Genomic DNA, 18,800 nt, shown 5'->3' on the forward strand with positions numbered 1-18,800 from the left:
GTCAGCCGACCTGGTCGGAGTCGCCCTCCGAGAGGGACTTCCAGGCGGTACTCGCCGCCTTCTGCTCGGCTTCCTTCTTCGACCGCCCGACACCCACGCCGAGCGCGTCCCCCGCGACCATCACGGTCGCGGTGAACTCCTTGTCGTGGTCGGGACCGGTCGCGCTGATCTCGTAGACCGGCACGCCCTGCCCGCGCTCCGCGGTCAGCTCCTGGAGGCTGGTCTTCCAGTCGAGGCCCGCGCCCAGCTTGGGCGCGCGCTCGAGGAGATCACCGAACAGCGAGAGCACGACGGTCCGCGCGGTGTCGATGCCGTGCTGCAGGTGCACGGCGCCGAGCAGCGACTCCATCCCGTCGGCCAGGATGCTCGCCTTGCCGCGGCCCCCGGTCATCTCCTCGCCCTTGCCGAGCAGCAGATGGGCGCCGAGGCCACCCTCACCGAGATCGCGGGCGACCTCCGCAAGGGCGTGCATGTTGACGATGCTGGCCCTGATCTTGGCCAGCTCACCCTCGGACTTGTCCGGATGCGCGACGTAGAGCTTCTCGGTGATGGTCAGACCGAGCACCGAGTCGCCCAAGAACTCGAGCCGCTCATTGGTCGGCAACCCGCCGTTCTCGTACGCGTACGAGCGGTGGGTCAGCGCCAGCGTGAGCAGCGGTTCGTCCAGGACAACGCCAAGAGCGGCGAGGAGGGAATCATGCTCCCCCTCGCCGCCGGCGGGTGCTGCGTTGCTACTGCTTGTCACTGCGCGACTAGACCGCAGCGGTGACCTGACGACCCTTGTAGGTGCCGCAGGACGGGCACGCAATGTGGGGCAGGGTCTTCTCGCCACAGCCACGGTTCGGGCAGGTGATGAGGGTGGGCACAGTGGTCTTCCACTGGCTACGACGCGACCTGGTGTTGGATCGCGACATTCTGCGCTTGGGGACAGCCACTTCTACTTCTCCTCGGCTTCGGTGTTCACACGACTCGTGCTGGGCTGGGATGATGCATCCTCAGCGTCGAACTTCCCCGCGAGGGCAGCCCAGCGAGGATCAAGTATCTCATGCCCATGCCCAGATTCTGCAATCGCCAGGCGAACCCCACATTCGGGGCACAGTCCCTGGCAATCTTCGCTGCACAACGGCTGCAGCGGAAGTTCCAGCCCAGCCGCATTCACGATGACCGGTTCGAGATCGATCAGGTCGTCGATGATGCGGTAGATCTCGTCTTCTTCGGTGGTCGCCTCGGTGGTGCTGTTCGGGTATGCGAACAGCTCGGTAAGGTACAGGTCGAGTTCGCCGTCGAACGGTTCGAGGCAGCGCGAGCACTCCCCCTCGGTGGCCGCTCGGACGGTGCCGGTGACCAGCACGCCCTCCGAGACGGACTCAAGGCGCAGGTCGAGTTCGACCTCACCGCCGACCGGCACCGCGATCATGTCGAGGCCGATCCGGGAGGCCGTCGGCACCGTGCGGGTGACCGTGCTCATCGACCCGGGGCGACGCCCGAGGCTGAGGGTGTCCAGCACGAAGCCGCCGTCGTGGCGACGGGGCGAACCGGAACGATGCGAGGACACGCGAATACTCTTTCGTCAGCGAAGAAGGGAATGGGCAACCACTCCACGATACGCGACGGCGTGCCCCGAGCGGAAATCTGCGCGGCGGCTACCGGTGCCGGCTCGACCGGCTCGGTCGCTCGTCGGGCTCGTCGTAGTCGGGGATCCCGGAGCCGGTCCGCAGCTGCTGGCGGCCCCGCCCAACGGAGCGGATGGTCCCGCTGAGGAACTCCTCGAACTCCGCGAGCTTGCCGTCGACGTACAGGTCGCATTCGCCCCGCAGCCGGTCCGACTCGGCGTGCGCGGAGTCGATCACCCGCGCCGACTCGGCGTGCGCGGCCTGCACGACCTCGGTCTGCGACACCAGCCGCTCCTGCTCGGCGCGGCCGTCCGCGACCGACCGTTCGTGTGCGGCGCGGCCGGATTCGACCAGGCGCTCCGCCTCCGCCGCGGCCCGTCCGGTGAGGGTGTCGTACTCGTGCTGGCCCTCCGCGACGGTCCGGTCGGCCTCCTCGCGCGCGTCGGCGACCAGCTCATCGGCGTGTGCCTGCGCCTCGGAGACCATCCGGTCGGCCTTCGCCTTGGCGTCGGCGAGGATCCGGTCGGCGTTGTCGCGCGATTCGGCGAGGGTGGCCGCGGCCTCGGCGTCCGCGCTCGAGACGGCCTGCTCGGCGTGCGCCCGAGCGTCACCGACGAGCTTGTCGCGGTGGTCGAGCACGTCCTGCGCGTCGTCGAGCTCGCCGGGAATCGCCTCTCGGACGTCGTCGAGGAGTTCGAGGACGTCGCCGCGGGGCACGACGCATCCCGCCGTCATCGGGACCCCGCGCGCCTCTTCCACGATCGCGACGAGCTCGTCGAGCGCCTCGAATACCCGATACACGCCAAACCCCAATCGTCGACGACGGCTTACGGGACCAGTCTGCCCGTCACGCCGCTCACGGGCGCGCCGCCACGCCCAGTGTGTCGAGGATCAACCGCTATGCGGTATCGCCTGCGCGGCTCGCCGCGGTCGACTCCGCGGCACGTTCCGCCAGCCGGGCCAGCAGCCGCTCGTGCACCTTCGCGGGCAGCATGTCCGCGACATCGCCGCCGTAGGTCGCCACCTCCTTGACCAGCGAACTGGAGAGGTAGCTGTAGCGCGGGTTCGTCGCGATGAAGAGGGTGTCGACGCCGGTGAGCTTGTGGTTCATCTGCGCCATCTGCAGCTCGTAGTCGAAGTCGTTGGCGCCGCGCAGGCCCTTGACGATCGCGCTGGCCCCGTTGGCCTTTGCGTAGTCGACGAGGAGTCCCTGCCAGGAGTCGACCCGGACGTTCGGCAGGTCCGCGACGGCCTCGCGCAGCATCTCGAGGCGTTCGTCGATGCTGAACAGCCCCTTCTTGTTCTTGTTGATCATCACCGTGACGATGACCTCGTCGAACTGAACCGCCACCCGGCCGATCACGTCGAGATGGCCGTTGGTGATGGGATCGAAGGACCCGGGGCAGACCGCACTGCTCATGACTGCAGACCGTAACAGGCGATCTCGATCCGGGTCTCGCCGTACTTGCGCACCCGGTCCGCCGACAGGCCGGCAGGCCACACCGTCTCCGGCGATCGCGACGACCGCTCGAGCACGACCAGCGAGTCCTCCCCGATCCAGCCCCCGCCGACGAGCGCGCCGAGCACCGACCCGACCTCGTCCTCGCCCATCGCGTACGGCGGGTCGAGGAAGACCAGGTCGTACTCGCGGTCGGGGCTGCCCGCGACGACCGCGGCCACCGGCGACGACCGCACGACGGCGCCGGGCAACCCGAGCGTCGCCACGTTCTCGCGCGCCACCGCGGCCGCCTTCGCGTCCGACTCGACCAGCACCACGTGCTCGGCGCCCCGCGAGAGCGCCTCGAGGCCAAGCGCTCCCGATCCCGCGAACAGGTCGAGCACGGCGGCGCCGTCGAGGTCCATCCTGGCGTCGAGCGAACTGAACAGCGCCTCGCGCACTCGCTCCGAGGTGGGCCGGGTGCCCTTGGGCGGGACCCGGAGCCGGCGCCCACCCGCGGCGCCGGCGACGATCCGGGTCACTGCGGCCCGTCCTCCTCCGTCGACACCACGGAGATCACGGCCAGCAGGTCGCCGCCCTCGACCTGCTGCACGGGGGTGATCGCGAGCCTGCTCACGACGCCACCGCGGGTGGCGGTGATCGCCGCCTCCATCTTCATCGCCTCGATCGTCGCGACGGTGTCGCCAGCGGCGACCTTCTGCCCCTCCGCCACGACGAGGGTGACGACGCCCGCGAACGGCGCGGCCACGTGGCCCGGGTTGCCCCTGTCCGCCTTCTCCGCGGCGGGGATCTCGCTGGCGATCGAGCGGTCACGCACCGACACCGGCCGCAGCTGGCCGTTGAGGATGCACATCACCGTGCGCATGCCGCGCTCGTCGGGCTCGGAGATCGCCTCGAGTCCGATGAGCAGCTCGACACCGGGAGCCAGCGCGACCCGGTGCTCCTCGCCGCGCCGCAGGCCGTAGAAGAACTGGTTCGCCGACAGCCGCGAGGTGTCGCCGTACTTCTCGCGGTGCTCGAGGAACTCGCGGGTCGGTCCGGGGAACAGCAGCCGGTTGAGGGTGCCGCGGCGCTCGGCCGGAGAACCGTCGAGTCCGGCCTGGTCGTCCGCGGTCAGGGGCGTCTCGGGCTTCGCCTCGCCACGGCCCTCGAGCGCCCTGGTCCGGAACGGCTCCGGCCAGCCGCCTGCCGGGCTGCCCAGTTCGCCGCGCAGGAACCCGATCACCGACTCCGGGATGTCGTATCCGGCGGGGTTCTCCGCGAATTCGTCCGTCGACACACCCGAGCCGACGAGGTGCAGCGCCAGGTCGCCGACCACCTTGGAGGACGGGGTCACCTTCACCAGGCGACCGAGCATCCGGTCCGCAGCCGCGTACTTCGCCTCGACCTCCTCGAACTGGTCCCCCAGCCCGAGCGCGATTGCCTGCTGGCGCAGGTTCGACAGCTGACCGCCGGGGATCTCGTGCGTGTAGACGCGGCCGGTGGGTGCCGGTAGCCCGGACTCGAACGGCGCGTACACCTTTCGCAGCGCCTCCCAGTACGGCTCGAGGTCGCACACGGCCTGCAGATCCAGGCCGGTGTCCCGCGACGAGTGGGCGGTGGCCGCGACGATCGCCGACAACGCGGGCTGACTGGTGGTGCCCGCCAGCGCCGCGCTCGCGCCGTCGACGGCGTCGGCTCCCGCCTGCCACGCCGCCAGGTAGGTGGCCAGCTGGCCGCCGGGGGTGTCGTGGGTGTGCACGTGCACGGGCAGGTCGAAGTTGCTGCGCAACGCCGACACCAGCTTGGCGGCCGCCGGGGCACGCAGTAGTCCGGCCATGTCCTTGATGGCCAGCACGTGGGCGCCCGCGTCCACGATCTGCTCGGCCAGCTTCAGGTAGTAGTCGAGGGTGTAGAGGTCCTCGTTCGGGTTCGACAGGTCACCGGTGTAGCTCATCGCGACCTCGGCGACAGCGGTGCCGGTCTCGCGGACCGCGTCGATGGCAGGCCGCATCTGGTCGACGTTGTTGAGCGCGTCGAAGATCCGGAAGATGTCAACGCCCGTCGAGGTGGCCTCGCGCACGAACGCGCGGGTGACCGACTCGGGGTATGGCGTGTAGCCGACGGTGTTGCGGCCGCGCAGCAGCATCTGCAGGCAGATGTTCGGCATCGCCTCGCGCAGAGCGGCCAGCCGCTCCCATGGGTCCTCGTGCAGGAAGCGGAGCGCGACGTCATAGGTCGCGCCGCCCCATGCCTCCACCGACAGCAGTTCGGGCGTCATCCGGGCGACGTGACCGGCGACGTCGAGCAGGCCGCCGGTGCGCACCCGGGTCGCCAGCAGGGACTGGTGCGCGTCGCGGAAGGTGGTGTCGGTGACACCGAGCGCGTCCTGCGCTCGCAGCGCGGCGGCGAAGCCCTCGGGTCCGAGCTCGACCAGTCGCTGCTTCGAGCCTGCGGGCGGCGGCGTGGTCAGGTCGATCTTGGGCAGCTTGTCGCGCGCGTAGACGGTGGTGGGGCGCTCGCCGTGCGGCTTGTTGACGGTCACGTCGGCGAGGTAGGTCAGGATCTTGGTGCCGCGGTCGGCGGACGCCCTCGAGGTCAGCAGCGCCGGGCGCTCCTCGATGAACGAGGTCGTCACGTTGCCTGCGCGGAAGTCGGGGTCGTCGAGGACGGCCTGCAGGAACGGGATGTTCGTGGCAACGCCGCGGATCCGGAACTCGGTCACCGCCCGACGCGCCCGCGCCACGGCCGCGGGCAGGTCCCGGCCGCGACAGGTGAGCTTGACGAGCATCGAGTCGAAGTAGGCGCCGACCTCGGCGCCCAGGTTCGCGCCGCCGTCGAGGCGCACACCGGCACCGCCGGGCGTGCGGTAGGCGGTGATCCGGCCGGTGTCGGGACGGAATCCGTTGGCCGGGTCCTCCGTGGTGATGCGGAGCTGCAGCGCCGCGCCGCGGAGCTTGATCGACTCCTGGGCCAGCCCCAGGTCGGCCAGCGTCTCGCCGGAGGCGATCCGGAGCTGCGCCTGCACCAGGTCCACGTCCGTCACCTCCTCGGTGACGGTGTGCTCGACCTGGATGCGCGGGTTCATCTCGATGAACACGTGGTTGCCGCGGGTGTCGAGGAGGAACTCCACCGTGCCAGCGCAGCTGTAGTTGATCTCCTTGGCGAAGGCGACAGCGTCGGCGCAGATCCGCGCGCGCAGCTCCTCCGGCAGGTTCGGCGCGGGCGCCAGCTCGATCACCTTCTGGTGCCGTCGCTGCACGCTGCAGTCGCGCTCGAACAGGTGGATCACGTTGCCCTGACCGTCGGCCAGGATCTGCACCTCGATGTGCCGCGGGTCGACGACGGCCTGCTCCAGGAACACGGTGGCGTCACCGAAGGCGGACTCCGCCTCGCGGGCCGCGGCTTCGATCGCCTCACGCAACTGGGCGGGCTCGGCGACCCGGCGCATGCCGCGACCACCGCCACCGGCGACCGCCTTGACGAACAGCGGGAACTGCATGGACTCGGCGGCCGCGAGCAGCTCGTCCACGTCGGCGGACGGCTCCGACGAGGCGAGCACGGGGAGACCTGCCGCCTTCGCGGCGGCGATCGCGCGGGCCTTGTTGCCGGTGAGCTCGAGCACCTCCGCGGACGGTCCGACGAAGGTGATGCCCTCTGCGGCGCAGGCCGCGGCGAGGTCCGGGTTCTCGGAGAGGAAACCGTAACCGGGGTAGATGGCGTCGGCGCCGGACTTCTTCGCCGCCGCGACGATCTCGGCGATCGACAGGTAGGCCCGGACCGGGTGCCCCTCCTCCCCGATCTGGTAACTCTCGTCGGCCTTCAGACGGTGGACCGAGTTGCGGTCCTCGTACGGAAAGACAGCTACGGTCCCCGCGCCCAGCTCGTAGGAGGCACGGAATGCCCTGATCGCGATTTCCCCGCGATTGGCAACCAAAACTTTAGAGAACATTGCTGAAAATTACCCTTGCTCTCGTACCGCTCGCCGGACGGTGTCCTAGCATCCGGGAAATTCCCGCATACTCGACCCGCTGTAACGATGCAGTACGCTACCGGCCGCCGCCTCACAGCAACACGGCACCCGCCGTGAACTGCGGATTCATCTGATTCTCGACCGCTTTCGCAGGGTTCGCAGACGGGCCGAACGGCGGGCGAATGCCCCCGCAGCGAGCTGCTGGGCCGGTCTCGTTCCGCCTATACTCGGCGGTGCAATCGGTCCGCCCGGTGTGGTCGTGAGGAGCCCCGAAGTCCGCGCCCGGCGTCGAAGCACGTCTCCCTGTCTATGAGGAGAGGGGTGTGAGAGGGAACCCGGTGAGAATCCGGGACTGTCCCGCAGCGGTATGCAGGAACGACCGCCGTCACCACGCACTGGACTCATGTCTGGGAAGCGACGGCCACTAGGACCGGTGTCGATCACCGGGCGCCTGCGAGTCCGAAGACCTGCCGACTGCGTCGGGCACGCCGTGCCCGACGGTCCACCGCCTCGTGGAATGGGCGAGTTGATCGGATCGGTGCTCACGGCTGCCCCCATGCGGGCACAAACAGGGCTCGGTCCGTGTTCTCGCCTGCCGGTGGTGGCCACCCACGCTGTCAGCAACTGGAGAACACCGTGACATCCATCTTCACCGCAACCGTGCTGGGCTCCCCGCGCATCGGTCCCCGCCGCGAACTCAAGAAGGCCGTCGAGTCCTTCTGGGCCGGCACGCTCGACGCTCCCGCGCTCGGCGCCGTCGCGCGAGAGCTGCGCAGACAGAGCTGGACCGATCTGCGCGACGCCGGGATCGATTCCGTTCCCGTCAACGTCTTCTCGTACTACGACCAGATGCTCGACACCGCCGCGATGCTCGGCGCCCTGCCGGATCGGGTCGCAGGCGAATCGACGGCGCTCGATCGCTATTTCGCTGCCGCTCGCGGCACCGCCACCGTCACCCCGCTCGAGATGACGAAGTGGTTCGACACCAACTATCACTACCTGGTCCCCGAGATCAGCCCCTCGACCCGGTTCACCCTCGACCCGTCGAAGGTGCTGGGCGAGGTGGAGGAGGCGCAGGCGCTCGGCATCGCGGCGCGACCGGTGCTGATCGGACCGGTCACCTTCCTGCTCCTGTCGAAGGCGATCGACTCCGAGTCGTCGCTCCTCTCGCGGGTCGGGGAACTGCTCCCGCTGTACGCCGAGCTGCTCGGGCGGCTGGCGGACGCGGGCGTCGAGTGGGTCCAGATCGACGAGCCGGCGCTGGTCGCCGATCGCACGGAATCCGAGATCGCGACCGCGGGCGAGGTCTATCGGGCGCTGTCCGCGATCGAGCACCGGCCCGCGATACTGCTCGCCTCCTACTTCGGCGACCTCGGCGCCGCGCTGCCCACGCTCGCGAAGACCGGCGTCGAGGGACTGGCGGTCGACCTCGTCGCAGGCGATCCGGGGGCACTGGCCGCGATCCCCGAACTCGCGGGCAAACACCTCGTCGCCGGGATCGTGGACGGCAGGAACGTCTGGCGCAACGACCTGACCGAATCGCTGACGACCCTCGAAACCCTGCGCGGGAGTGCTCGTTCGATCGCGGTCTCCACCTCCTGCTCCCTGCTGCACGTGCCGTACTCGCTCGCGAGCGAGACCGGACTCGACGACTCGCTGGGATCCTGGCTGGCCTTCGGATCCGAGAAGATGCGCGAGGTGACCGCCCTCGCGACCGGCCTGCTGTCCGGCCGCGATGCCGTCGCCGCGGAACTGGCTGGGGCGGCGGCCGCCCTGGCCTCCCGGGCGGCCGATCCGCGGCTGCACGACCGGGCGATCCGCGAGCGGCTCGCCACCCTGAAGGCGTCCGACGACGGACGGCGTCCCGCCGCGGAGCGTCGCGAGGTGCAGGCGGCCGTCCTGCCGCTGCCGCTGCTGCCCACCACCACGATCGGCTCCTACCCGCAGACGACCGCGATCCGGGTGGCCAGGGCCGCGCTGCGGAAGGGCGAGATCGACGAGGCCGAGTACCTGCGCCGGATGCGCGGCGAGGTGGCCGATGTCATCGCCCTTCAGGAACGGCTGGGTCTGGACGTGCTGGTGCACGGCGAGCCCGAACGCAATGACATGGTGCAGTACTTCGCCGAACAGCTCGACGGATTCTTCGCCACTGCCGACGGCTGGGTGCAGTCCTACGGGACCCGCTGCGTGCGACCGCCGATCCTGTTCGGCGACGTCCGCAGGCCGCGCCCGATGACGGTCGAGTGGACCTCGTACGCCCAGTCACTGACGGCCAAGCCGGTCAAGGGCATGCTCACCGGGCCGGTCACCATCCTGGCGTGGTCGTTCGTCCGCGACGACCAGCCGCTGTCCGAGTCGGCCGACCAGGTGGCTCTCGCGATCCGCGAGGAGACCGTCGACCTGGAGGCGGCGGGAGCGCAGGTGGTGCAGGTGGACGAACCCGCGCTGCGTGAGCTGTTGCCGCTGCGGGCGGCGGATCAACCCGCCTACCTGGACTGGTCGGTCGGCGCGTTCCGGCTGGCCACCTCCGGGGTCGCCGATGCGACCGCGGTCCACACCCACCTGTGTTACTCGGAGTTCGGCGAGGTGATCGGAGCGATCGCCGGTCTGGACGCCGACGTCACCTCCATCGAGGCGGCGCGCTCGCACATGGAGGTCCTCGACGATCTCAACGCGGTCGGGTTCGATCTCGGTGTCGGCCCTGGCGTCTACGACATCCACTCCCCCAGGGTGCCCTCGGTCGGCGAGATCGCCGACTCGTTGCGGGCCGCGCTGAAGACGGTTCCTGCGGAACGGCTCTGGGTCAACCCCGACTGCGGCCTGAAGACCCGCGGCCGGGCCGAGGTCGAGGCGTCCCTGCACAACCTGGTCGCCGCGACCGAGCTGGTCCGGGCCGAGCTGTAAGCACCGAGCCGCACCCGCGCTCGCCACGGCGGGCGCGGGTGCGGCTACGTGTGCGGGTACGGCAGGTGGCCGCTGCTGTTCTCGTTCACCAGGACCGACCGCCCCAACTGTGGGAAGGCCCGTTGCGCGCACGCGGGGCGGTCGCACACCTTGCACCCGGCGCCGATCGGCACGATCGTCGCAGGATCGTCGGTCTGGATGCCGCGCGAGTACACCATCCGATCGGCGTAGGCGATGTCGCAGCCGAGCCCGATCGCGAAATTGCGTTCGGGCGCCAGGTATCCCAGGCCGCCGCTGTGCGTGGTCCTGGCCACCCACAGATAGGTGCGCCCGTCGGGCATCTTCGCCACCTGCGTGTGGATCCGGCCGGGATTGGCAAAGGCCTCGTGGACCACCCACAGCGGGCAACTCCCACCAACCCGGGAGAAATGAAAGGCAGTGGCGGACTGCCGTTTGGAGATGTTCCCTGCGCGATCGGTGCGGACGAAGAAGAACGGCACCCCGCGCTGACGGTGCCGCTGCAGCGTGGACAACCGGTGGCAGATGGTCTCGAAGCCGACCTCGAACTTCATGCCGAGCAGGTCGATGTCGTATCGCAGCGATTCGGCCGCGTCCAGGAACAGGCTGTACGGCAGGACCAGCGCTCCCGCGAAGTAGTGCGCCAACCCGATCCGCGTGAGCGCGGCGGATTCGGCGCTCAGCGAATCATCCTCCGCCACAATCGAGTCGATCGTCTCGGCCTGCGTCAGGAAGGCCAACTGCATCGCGATCTGGAAGGCGCGCTGACCCACCGTGAGCCGCCGAGCGAGTGTGAGGGTCGACCTTTCCGGGTCGTAGAAGCGCTTCGGGCCCAATTGATCCGGTTCATCGGTCCGGATACGGACCGTGACGCCGTGCCGATCGCGCATCAGCCTCGCGAGCTGCAGATCGAGCGCGCCGATGGTCAGCTCGTTTCGGGTGAACATCTGCTCCGCGGCGTCATCGAGCCGGGCGATGTGGTTGCGGCGATCGTAGAAGAAGTCGCGAACCTCCTCGTAGGGCATCGGAACGCGCGCGGACCCGGCCTGCGACTCCCCTGACAGCTGCGCCGAGAACTGGTCCAGTTGATCGTTCGCCGCATGCAGGCGGCGGTGCAGCGTCACCAGGGTTCGGCCAACCGCGGGCATCCGGGCGACCAGCTCGTCGAGCTCCGCGAGCGAGACGTCGCCGGACTCGGACGTCTCCGCCAGCGCCTGGTGGACATCGGCGACCAGGCGGGCATCGGAGTCCGCCGCGAAGAACTGGACGTCGAGATCGAACTCGGAGTTGAGCTTGAGGAGCACCGGCACCGTGAGCGGGCGCTGATCGTTCTCGAGCTGATTGACGTAGCTCGGCGAGAGCCCGAGCGTCTTCGCCAGCGCGAGCTGCGACAGGTGACGCTCCTCGCGGAGCCGTCGCAACCGGGCTCCTGCGTACATCTTCTTCATCGGACCACTCCTCACTGGCCACTGAGACTACCGCCCACGAATTCACAAGATTCGCAAGAACTGCAGCCGCCTCACGCAGAAATAGGCAAGTGCAACGTATTTCATGCGCATTGCCCAATGCGTAGCGTGCGAATGAGAAGCAGCAGGCATCACGACGGAGGATTGATGAAGACACATCTCGTACGCACACACCGGTCCGCGGAGGAGTTCCCCAAGCCCGAGCACCTGGCCTGGAGGATCGCCGAGGTCGCCACCGACGCGGTCGAGGTCCCCGCCGCCACCTCCGAGATGATCGTCAACCGGATCATCGACAACGCGGCCGTCGCGGCCGCCTCGCTCGTGCGCCGCCCCGTCGCGAACGCGCGCGCCCAGGCACAGTCGCACCCGTACAGCCCCGGGTCGAGCGTGTTCGGGGTGGCCGGTACTTACGCGCCCGAGTGGGCCGCCTGGGCCAACGGCGTCGCTGTCCGTGAGCTCGACTTCCACGACACCTTCCTTGCCGCCGAGTACTCGCACCCCGGCGACAACATCCCGCCGATCCTCGCCGTCGCCCAGCACGCGGGTCGTAGCGGCGCCGATCTGATCCGCGGGCTGGCAACGGGCTACGAGATCCAGGTCGACCTGGTGCGCGCGATCTGCCTGCACGAGCACAAGATTGACCACGTCGCCCACCTCGGCCCCTCCGCCGCAGCCGGCATCGGGACCCTGCTGGGCCTGGACACCGAGACGGTGTACCAGGCCGTCGGCCAGGCGCTGCACACCACCACCGCGACGCGTCAGTCCCGCAAGGGCGAGATCTCCAGCTGGAAGGCGTACGCACCAGCGTTCGCCGGGAAGATGGCCGTCGAGGCCGTGGACCGCGCGATGCGTGGCGAGGGCGCACCGTCGCCGATCTGGGAGGGTGAGGACGGCGTCATCGCCTGGCTGCTCGGCGGGCCGAAGGTCGAGTACCGGGTTCCGCTGCCCGGCCCCGGCGAGGCCAAGCGCGCGATCCTGGACACCTACACCAAGGAACACTCCGCGGAGTACCAGAGCCAGGCCCCGATCGACCTGGCCCGCCGGATGCGTGGCCGGATCGGCGATCTGGACCAGATCGCCTCGATCGTCCTGCACACGAGCCACCACACGCACGTGGTGATCGGCACCGGCTCGAACGATCCGCAGAAGTTCGACCCCACCGCGTCCCGCGAGACCCTGGACCACTCGGTGATGTACATCTTCGCCGTCGCCCTGCAGGACGGCACCTGGCATCACGAGCGCTCGTACGCGCCCGAGCGCGCGCAGCGCCAGGACACGATCGAGCTGTGGCAGAAGATCTCCACGGCCGAGGACCCGGAGTGGACCCGCCGCTACCACTCGACCGACCCGGACGAGAAGGCGTTCGGCGCCCGCGCCGAGGTGACGCTCAAGAGCGGCGAGGTGATCGTCGACGAGCTCGCGATCGCGGACGCACATCCGTTGGGCGCCCGCCCCTTCGCGCGGGACCAGTACATCGCCAAGTTCCGCACCCTCGCCGAGGGCATCGTCGCCCCGGCCGAGCAGGACCGCTTCCTGGAGGCGGCGCAGCGCACCCCCGAACTGGGGTCCGGCGAGCTGAACCAGCTCACGTTCACCGTCGCCGACGACGTGCTCGCTCGTGCGCCGAAGTCGCCGAAGGGGCTGTTCTGATGTCGGGACTGCTCGCCGCCGCCACCTCCGCGTCCGACAAGCGGATCGCGTTTCGGCGCGGCCTCACGTCGGGTTCGATTCAGCGCCTGCCGGGGGCGTTCAATCCCCTGGTCGCCAAGCTGATCCAGGAGATCGGCTTCGAGGGCGTCTACGTCTCCGGCGCCGTCGTCTCCGCCGACCTCGCGCTGCCCGACATCGGGCTGACCACCCTGACCGAGGTGGCCGAGCGCGGCAGGCAGATCGCCCGGGTCACCGATCTGCCCGTGCTGATCGACGCGGACACCGGGTTCGGCGAGCCGATGAGCGCGGCCCGCACCGTCACGGTGCTCGAGGACGCCGGGATCGCGGGCTGCCACCTCGAGGACCAGGTCAACCCCAAGCGGTGCGGACACCTCGACGGCAAGGCCGTGGTGCCGACAGCCGAGATGGTGCGACGCCTGCGCGCGGCGGTCTCGGCTCGCCGGGACCCGACCTTCGTGATCTGCGCCCGCACCGACGCGGCGGGCATCAACGGAATCGACGACGCGATCGAGCGGGCCAAGGCCTACGCGGACGCGGGCGCCGACCTGATCTTCACCGAGGCTTTGCACACCGAGGCCGAGTTCGAGAAGTTCCGCGCGGCCTTGGATATCCCGTTGCTGGCGAACATGACCGAATTCGGCAAGTCGGAACTCATTTCGGCGAGGACCCTCGAGGACATCGGCTTCAACGCCGTGATCTACCCGGTGACCACGCTGCGGCTGGCGATGTTCGCGGCCGAGCAGGGTCTCCGCGAGATCCACGCCGAGGGAACACAGTCCGGGCTGCTCGAGAAGATGCAGCACCGTAGCCGGCTCTACGAACTGCTCGAGTACGAGCGCTACAACGAATTCGACAGCGGCATCTTCAACTTCCGAATTGAGGAGAGTGGCTCATGACCGAGGCGATCCCGATGATCTACAAGGGCCTCGCGGGTGTCGTGGTCGACACCACCGCGATCTCCAAGGTGGTCCCCGAAACCAACTCGCTGACATACCGCGGGTACGCGGTGCAGGACCTCGCGGCGCACTGCAGCTTCGAGGAGGTCGCGTACCTGCTCTGGTACGGCGAGCTTCCCACGCCCGCACAGTTGGAGCTGATGTGCCAGCGCGAACGCGCGGCGCGCCGGGCCGACCGTTCGCTGCTGTCGCTGCTGGCCAAGATGCCCGACAACTGTCACCCGATGGACGTCGTCCGCACCGCGATCAGCTACCTCGGCGCGGAAGACCCAGCGGAGGAGGACAACTCGCGGGAAGAAAACCTGGCGAAGGCGCTGCGGATGACCGCGGTGCTCCCGACCATCGTCGCGGCCGACTTCCGGCGCAGGCGCGGGCTCGACCCGATCGCGCCGCACTCGCACCGGGGCTTCGCGGAGAACTTCCTCAACATGTGCTTCGGCACGGTCCCCGACCCGGCGATCGTGCGGGCCTTCGAGGTCTCGCTGATCCTGTACGCGGAGCACAGCTTCAACGCCTCGACCTTCGCGGCGCGGGTGGTGACCTCGACCCTGTCGGACATCTACAGCGCGGTGACCGCCGCTATCGGCGCGCTCAAGGGGCCGCTGCACGGCGGCGCCAACGAGGCCGTCATGCACGACATGCTCGAGATCGCCACCCCCGACCGCGCCGAGGAATGGCTGCTCGCCAAGCTCGCCGCCAAGGAGAAGGTGATGGGCTTCGGCCACCGGGTCTACAAGAACGGCGATTCGCGGGTGCCGACGATGAGGTCAGCGCTGGCCGATGTCGCCGAGCGCACCGGCGGCGAGAACTGGCTGCGGATCTACGAGATCCTCGAGAAGACGATGGTGAGCGCGACGGGCATCAAGCCGAACCTCGACTTCCCGACCGGGCCCGCGTACTACCTGATGGGTTTCGACGTCGAGATGTTCACGCCGATCTTCGTGATGAGCCGCATCACCGGGTGGACCGCGCACATCATCGAGCAGGGCGGCTCCAACGCGCTGATCCGCCCGCTGAGTCAGTACTCGGGGGTGCCGCAGCGCACGGTCGTGGCCTGAGCCCGGGTCAGCAGGCTCGCAGGGCACCGCGCAACGCCTCGGCGGACGCCCTGTCGATCGGCAGCCCGTACTCCCGGAGCACCGAGGTGAAACGGTGCGCGTAGTCGCAGCGGAACGCCTCGTTGGGCGGCATCCAACTGGCGGGGGTGTGCGAGGCCTTGGCGAAGTTCGCCTCCCCCGCCACCGCGATCAGGTTCGCGGGGTCGTTCGCGAACCTGGCGCGGCGCTCCGGAGTCCAGGTGTTCGCGCCCATGTCCCAGGCGAGAGCCAGCGAGACGATGTGATCGATCTGAACGGCGCTGCTGGTGTCTTCGCCGTGCTGGAAGGCGATCACGGCGCCGCTGTACGGGTCGTGCAGGGTCCCGCTCCTGACCGCCCATGGACAGCGCCAGATGTCGAAGTTCACCCTGTCCACCAGGTCGCGCTCGAGGATGTCGTTGCGGGTGTCGCAGCCGTTGTGGCCCAGCGGCGCGTCGGTGTCATCCGCCCACGCGGGGCCGAAGTCGCCGCGGTCGTAGCCCGGCACCTTGGTGCGCCTTTCCACCACCGCGATGCCCGCCAGCGGGTCGGGTGCCGGTTCACCGGGTGGTTCGGCGCTCACGGCGCCGGACCCGCCCGGCCCCTCGGAGTCCGATCCGCGGGACTGCAGAAACCCGACGACGACCAGGATCACGATGGCGAGCACCACGACGACCCCGAGACCACCGCGAAACCCCATACGCCGCACGGCGTTCAGTATGCGTGAGGCGACGCCGTCAGGTGCCGCATCTCGGACGCGGCCGCTGCCCGACCCGCCGTCCTCAGCCGGCCGTGTTCACCGTATCGCCCCGGCGGGCGACATCGGACCGCGGCGGCGGGTCCAGCCGACCCGAACGCTCGAGCAGATACAGGAAACCGACACAGGCGATGCCGATGAGCGTGAGCACCGCCCACGTCAGCGCCCCAAGCCCGGCCTCGCGGGCCCGCCCGAACACCGCGCCCGTGCCGAGATTCCCGAGCAGGATGCCCACCCCCACAACCGTGTTGTAGAAGCCGTAATGCGTCGCGACGAGTCGATTGCCCGACAGCGCGACGATCGTGTCCATCTCGAAGGGGAACACCGCGGCCGTCCCGACCGCCAGCAGGCCCGCCGTCAGCAGCACCGCGCCCACCGCGGACCACCATCCGAGGCCGGTCCCCGGCACCACGATCAGCGGCACGAACGCCGCTGCCATGACTGCCATCCCGACGACCAGGCTTCGGCCCGAACCCCACCGCCGGGCGAACCACGACGTGATCCGCAGCTGACCCGCGATCGCCACGGTCCCCGACAGGACGAACATCGCGGTCACCAACGCGGTCTCGGCACGGGGTTCCCCCGCCACGACCGCCGCCTGCAACGGCAGTGCGAGGTAGACCTGGAACGAGAGCACATACGACCCGATCATCGCCACCGCGAACAGCACGAACGGACGATTCGACACGACCACTCGCCAGTCGTCGAGCACGGACGTTCGAGCCACCACCGACTCACCCCTGCGCGTCGGCAGGACCCAGATCTGCACAACGGTCAGGACCGCGAACACCGCCGCCGCGACCATGGCGGTGGCGCGGAAATCCAAGGCCGTCAGCGCGAGTCCCACGAGGGGCCCGAGCAGGATCCCCGCCTGATAGAAGACGTTGAACACCGCGAAGGCCTCAACGCGGCGTGGCCCCGAGTCCGCGGCGAGGTACGCGCGCACCGCGGGATTGAACAGTGCCCCGGCGAATCCCGTCGCGACCGCGGCCACGAGGACCGCGGGCAGCGAATCCACCATCGCGAGCAGGAGGAAACCGCCGGTGCGCAAAAGGCATCCGGCGACGATCAGCGGTTTGTACCCCCATCGATCGGCCAGCGTGCCGCCGACCAGGAACATGCCCTGCTGGGAGAAGTTGCGGACCCCGAGCACGAGCCCGACCGCCCAGGCCGCCAGCCCGAGCGGGCCCGCGAGATACCCCGCGAGGTACGGCATCAGCATGTAGAAGCCGATGTTGATCGAGAACTGGTTGACCATCAGGACCCGGCTCGGCCGGTCGAAGCTCCGGAACTGGTCGACGAGCCGCCTCATGCGTCCGGCCCGCTCGGATCGACGACGGTGGCGCAGCGGGTCCATCGGTCCACGACCTGGTCATCGGGTCGGTGGATCGTCAGCGGCTCGGCAGGCGGGGGGCCGCCGAGCAGCCCGTTCGACGCGCAGAATTCGTCGTTGTAGACGGTGTCGAAGTATCGCTGCGGCCCGTCCGGGAAGATCGCGGCCACGCGGACGTCGGGGGCCGAGTTCCGCGCCACCCAGCCCGCGGTCAGTGCGACGGCTCCTACGCTCCACCCACCACTCGCGTGATGGGTCGCGGCCAGGGTCCGGCACGACCACACCGCCTCCGACGGCGCCACCCAATGGACCTCATCGAACGCCGGGTAGTCGACGTTCGCCGGATAGATGCTCGACCCGAGGCCGCGCATGATCCGGGTGCCTGCAGGCTGCCCGAAGATCGTCGAGCCGACCGTGTCCACCCCGACCAGCCTGAGATCGGGACAGTACTGGCGCAGAACCCTGGCGACACCGGCCGAGTGCCCTCCGGTCCCAACCGAACAGACCAGCACGTCGACCCTGCCGAGCTGCGCGATCATCTCGAGCGCCAGCGACGCGTAGGCGTCGACGTTGTCGGGGTTCTGGTACTGATCCGGGCACCAGGATCCGGGGTGTCGTTCGAGGAGCTCGCGCACCCTGTCGCGCCGCGCCTGCTGCCACCCACCGGTCGCGTGCGGTTCGGTGACCAACTCCACCGACGCCCCGTAGGCGGCGAGCAGATGGTGCACGATCGGTTCCATTCCCGGGTCGGTGACGAGCGTGACCGGGTGTCGGTGCACGATCCCGGCCAGTGCGAGACCGAGGCCCAATGTGCCGCTTGTTGATTCGATGATCATCGCGCCGGGAGCCAGATCGCCCCTGCGCCGCGCCTGTTCCACCATGTACAGCGCAGGCCGGTCCTTCATCCCGCCGGGATTGGCACCCTCGAGTTTCGCCCAGAACCCGCGGCCTGCGTCGGCGAAGGGTTCGCCGATCCAGAGCACGGGCGTGTTCCCCACCATCGTGCTCGGCCTCGGGCAGCGCCCGGCGGTGGTCAGCAGCTGCGCCGCAGGCGCCGCAACGGAGTCGGTCGGCGGCATGGTGTCGATCGTGGTCGCGAACGTGTTCATGTGACATCAAGTCCCTGTGTGTCGGCTGCGCCGCGCGCAGTCGGTGTGATCGGAGGTCGCGGTGACGGACCGCCGAGAAGAACTCGGGTGTCCGTCTGGAACCGATCAGCACCTGTCGATGCACAGCTCGATCAACACGGCGCGCCCCTGGCGCGCGGGTTCGGACACCGCGGGCGGGGCTCGCGAGGACGGCGCGGACCACAAAACCGTTGCGACCGCCACCGCGACGATCGCCACCACGACGGCCAGCAGCCTCAGCGGGTTGTCGACGCGCGGCAACGACGCGATGGCGTGCTCGGCGTGCGCCGCGTGCCCGAGGACATCACCGATGTGGGCATGCGCGGGTGAGAGTTCCGTTTCGATCGTCGACGCCGACAGCACGTGCGTCGACCCGGACTCGCGGCCGTGTTCGACCGCGAACACGCACTGCGCGATCGTGTGGGCGAGCAGATAGGCGACGCCGACCAGAATCGCCGCCCGCACGCG

The 18,800-nt window shown here is 69.4% G+C and carries 16 protein-coding genes and 1 riboswitch; of the genes, 4 read left to right on the top strand and 12 right to left on the bottom strand.

All coding sequences use genetic code 11. The features are described 5' to 3' along the window. Position 1: 1 nt before the first annotated feature. The 7 genes from rnc to RM1_RS04185 form a co-directional block, all read right to left on the bottom strand. Entirely contained in the window at positions 2-745 is a 744-nt protein-coding gene (gene rnc, locus RM1_RS04155) for a ribonuclease III (RefSeq protein WP_072750123.1), read from the bottom strand. 7 nt (positions 746-752) lie between these two features. Then, the gene (gene rpmF / locus RM1_RS04160; RefSeq protein WP_072750124.1) at positions 753-935 is read right to left on the bottom strand and encodes a 50S ribosomal protein L32; all 183 of its coding nucleotides are present in this window, start codon (positions 933-935) and stop codon (positions 753-755) included. Positions 936-937: 2 nt separating this feature from the next. Next, entirely contained in the window at positions 938-1,507 is a 570-nt protein-coding gene (locus RM1_RS04165) for a YceD family protein (RefSeq protein ID WP_083576527.1), read from the bottom strand. 136 nt (positions 1,508-1,643) lie between these two features. Then, complete coding sequence (locus RM1_RS04170; protein WP_072750126.1) at positions 1,644-2,414, bottom strand: polarized growth protein Scy-related protein; 771 nt, start codon at positions 2,412-2,414, stop codon at positions 1,644-1,646. Between the two features lie 97 nt (positions 2,415-2,511). Next, positions 2,512-3,033: a pantetheine-phosphate adenylyltransferase gene (gene coaD, locus RM1_RS04175; RefSeq protein WP_072750127.1), complete on the bottom strand. Its 522-nt coding sequence runs from the start codon at positions 3,031-3,033 to the stop codon at positions 2,512-2,514. After that, positions 3,030-3,593, bottom strand: coding sequence for a 16S rRNA (guanine(966)-N(2))-methyltransferase RsmD (rsmD, locus tag RM1_RS04180; RefSeq protein WP_072750128.1), 564 nt, complete (start codon positions 3,591-3,593; stop codon positions 3,030-3,032). The genes coaD and rsmD overlap by 4 nt, the downstream gene beginning before the upstream one ends. Then, positions 3,590-7,003, bottom strand: coding sequence for a pyruvate carboxylase (locus tag RM1_RS04185; RefSeq protein WP_072750129.1), 3,414 nt, complete (start codon positions 7,001-7,003; stop codon positions 3,590-3,592). Before RM1_RS04185 ends, rsmD begins: the two co-directional genes overlap by 4 nt. Before the next feature lie 299 nt (positions 7,004-7,302). Beyond that, a riboswitch (cobalamin riboswitch) is annotated at positions 7,303-7,513 on the top strand. 147 nt (positions 7,514-7,660) lie between these two features. Here RM1_RS04185 and metE point away from each other — a divergent pair. After that, a complete protein-coding gene (gene metE, locus RM1_RS04190) occupies positions 7,661-9,928 on the top strand; it encodes a 5-methyltetrahydropteroyltriglutamate--homocysteine S-methyltransferase (RefSeq protein ID WP_072750130.1) in 2,268 nt (755 codons plus the stop codon). 44 nt (positions 9,929-9,972) lie between these two features. Here metE and RM1_RS04195 read toward each other — a convergent pair whose 3' ends face one another. Further along, positions 9,973-11,394 (bottom strand): short-chain fatty acyl-CoA regulator family protein, encoded by a 1,422-nt coding sequence (locus tag RM1_RS04195; RefSeq protein WP_072750131.1) that lies wholly within the window; start codon positions 11,392-11,394, stop codon positions 9,973-9,975. A 165-nt stretch (positions 11,395-11,559) separates the two neighbouring features. On the opposite strand from RM1_RS04195, the gene prpD reads away from it, so the two are divergent. From prpD to RM1_RS04210, 3 genes are read left to right on the top strand one after another with little or no spacing between them, the layout of a single operon-like run. Continuing rightward, positions 11,560-13,062: a 2-methylcitrate dehydratase PrpD gene (gene prpD, locus RM1_RS04200; RefSeq protein ID WP_072750132.1), complete on the top strand. Its 1,503-nt coding sequence runs from the start codon at positions 11,560-11,562 to the stop codon at positions 13,060-13,062. After that, positions 13,062-13,979, top strand: coding sequence for a methylisocitrate lyase (prpB, locus tag RM1_RS04205; RefSeq protein ID WP_072750133.1), 918 nt, complete (start codon positions 13,062-13,064; stop codon positions 13,977-13,979). The genes prpD and prpB overlap by 1 nt, the downstream gene beginning before the upstream one ends. After that, positions 13,976-15,097, top strand: a complete 1,122-nt coding sequence (locus tag RM1_RS04210; protein ID WP_072750134.1) for a bifunctional 2-methylcitrate synthase/citrate synthase — start codon at positions 13,976-13,978, stop codon at positions 15,095-15,097. The genes prpB and RM1_RS04210 overlap by 4 nt, the downstream gene beginning before the upstream one ends. Positions 15,098-15,104: 7 nt before the next feature. On the opposite strand, the gene RM1_RS04215 is transcribed toward RM1_RS04210, so the two are convergent. The 4 genes from RM1_RS04215 to lpqS all read right to left on the bottom strand — a co-directional run bounded on the left by RM1_RS04215 (position 15,105) and on the right by lpqS (position 18,797). After that, complete coding sequence (locus RM1_RS04215) at positions 15,105-15,815, bottom strand: HNH endonuclease family protein (RefSeq protein WP_072750135.1); 711 nt, start codon at positions 15,813-15,815, stop codon at positions 15,105-15,107. Positions 15,816-15,897: 82 nt separating this feature from the next. Continuing rightward, positions 15,898-17,184, bottom strand: a complete 1,287-nt coding sequence (locus RM1_RS04220; protein ID WP_072750187.1) for an MFS transporter — start codon at positions 17,182-17,184, stop codon at positions 15,898-15,900. Then, the gene (locus RM1_RS04225) at positions 17,181-18,206 is read right to left on the bottom strand and encodes a PLP-dependent cysteine synthase family protein (protein ID WP_092667704.1); all 1,026 of its coding nucleotides are present in this window, start codon (positions 18,204-18,206) and stop codon (positions 17,181-17,183) included. The genes RM1_RS04220 and RM1_RS04225 overlap by 4 nt, the downstream gene beginning before the upstream one ends. A 213-nt stretch (positions 18,207-18,419) precedes the next feature. Beyond that, complete coding sequence (gene lpqS / locus RM1_RS04230) at positions 18,420-18,797, bottom strand: putative copper homeostasis (lipo)protein LpqS (protein ID WP_072750188.1); 378 nt, start codon at positions 18,795-18,797, stop codon at positions 18,420-18,422. Positions 18,798-18,800 lie beyond the last annotated feature (3 nt).

Origin of the sequence: Rhodococcus maanshanensis NBRC 100610, assembly GCF_001894865.1 — a bacterium.
In the GTDB taxonomy this organism is placed as follows: domain Bacteria; phylum Actinomycetota; class Actinomycetes; order Mycobacteriales; family Mycobacteriaceae; genus Rhodococcus_G; species Rhodococcus_G maanshanensis.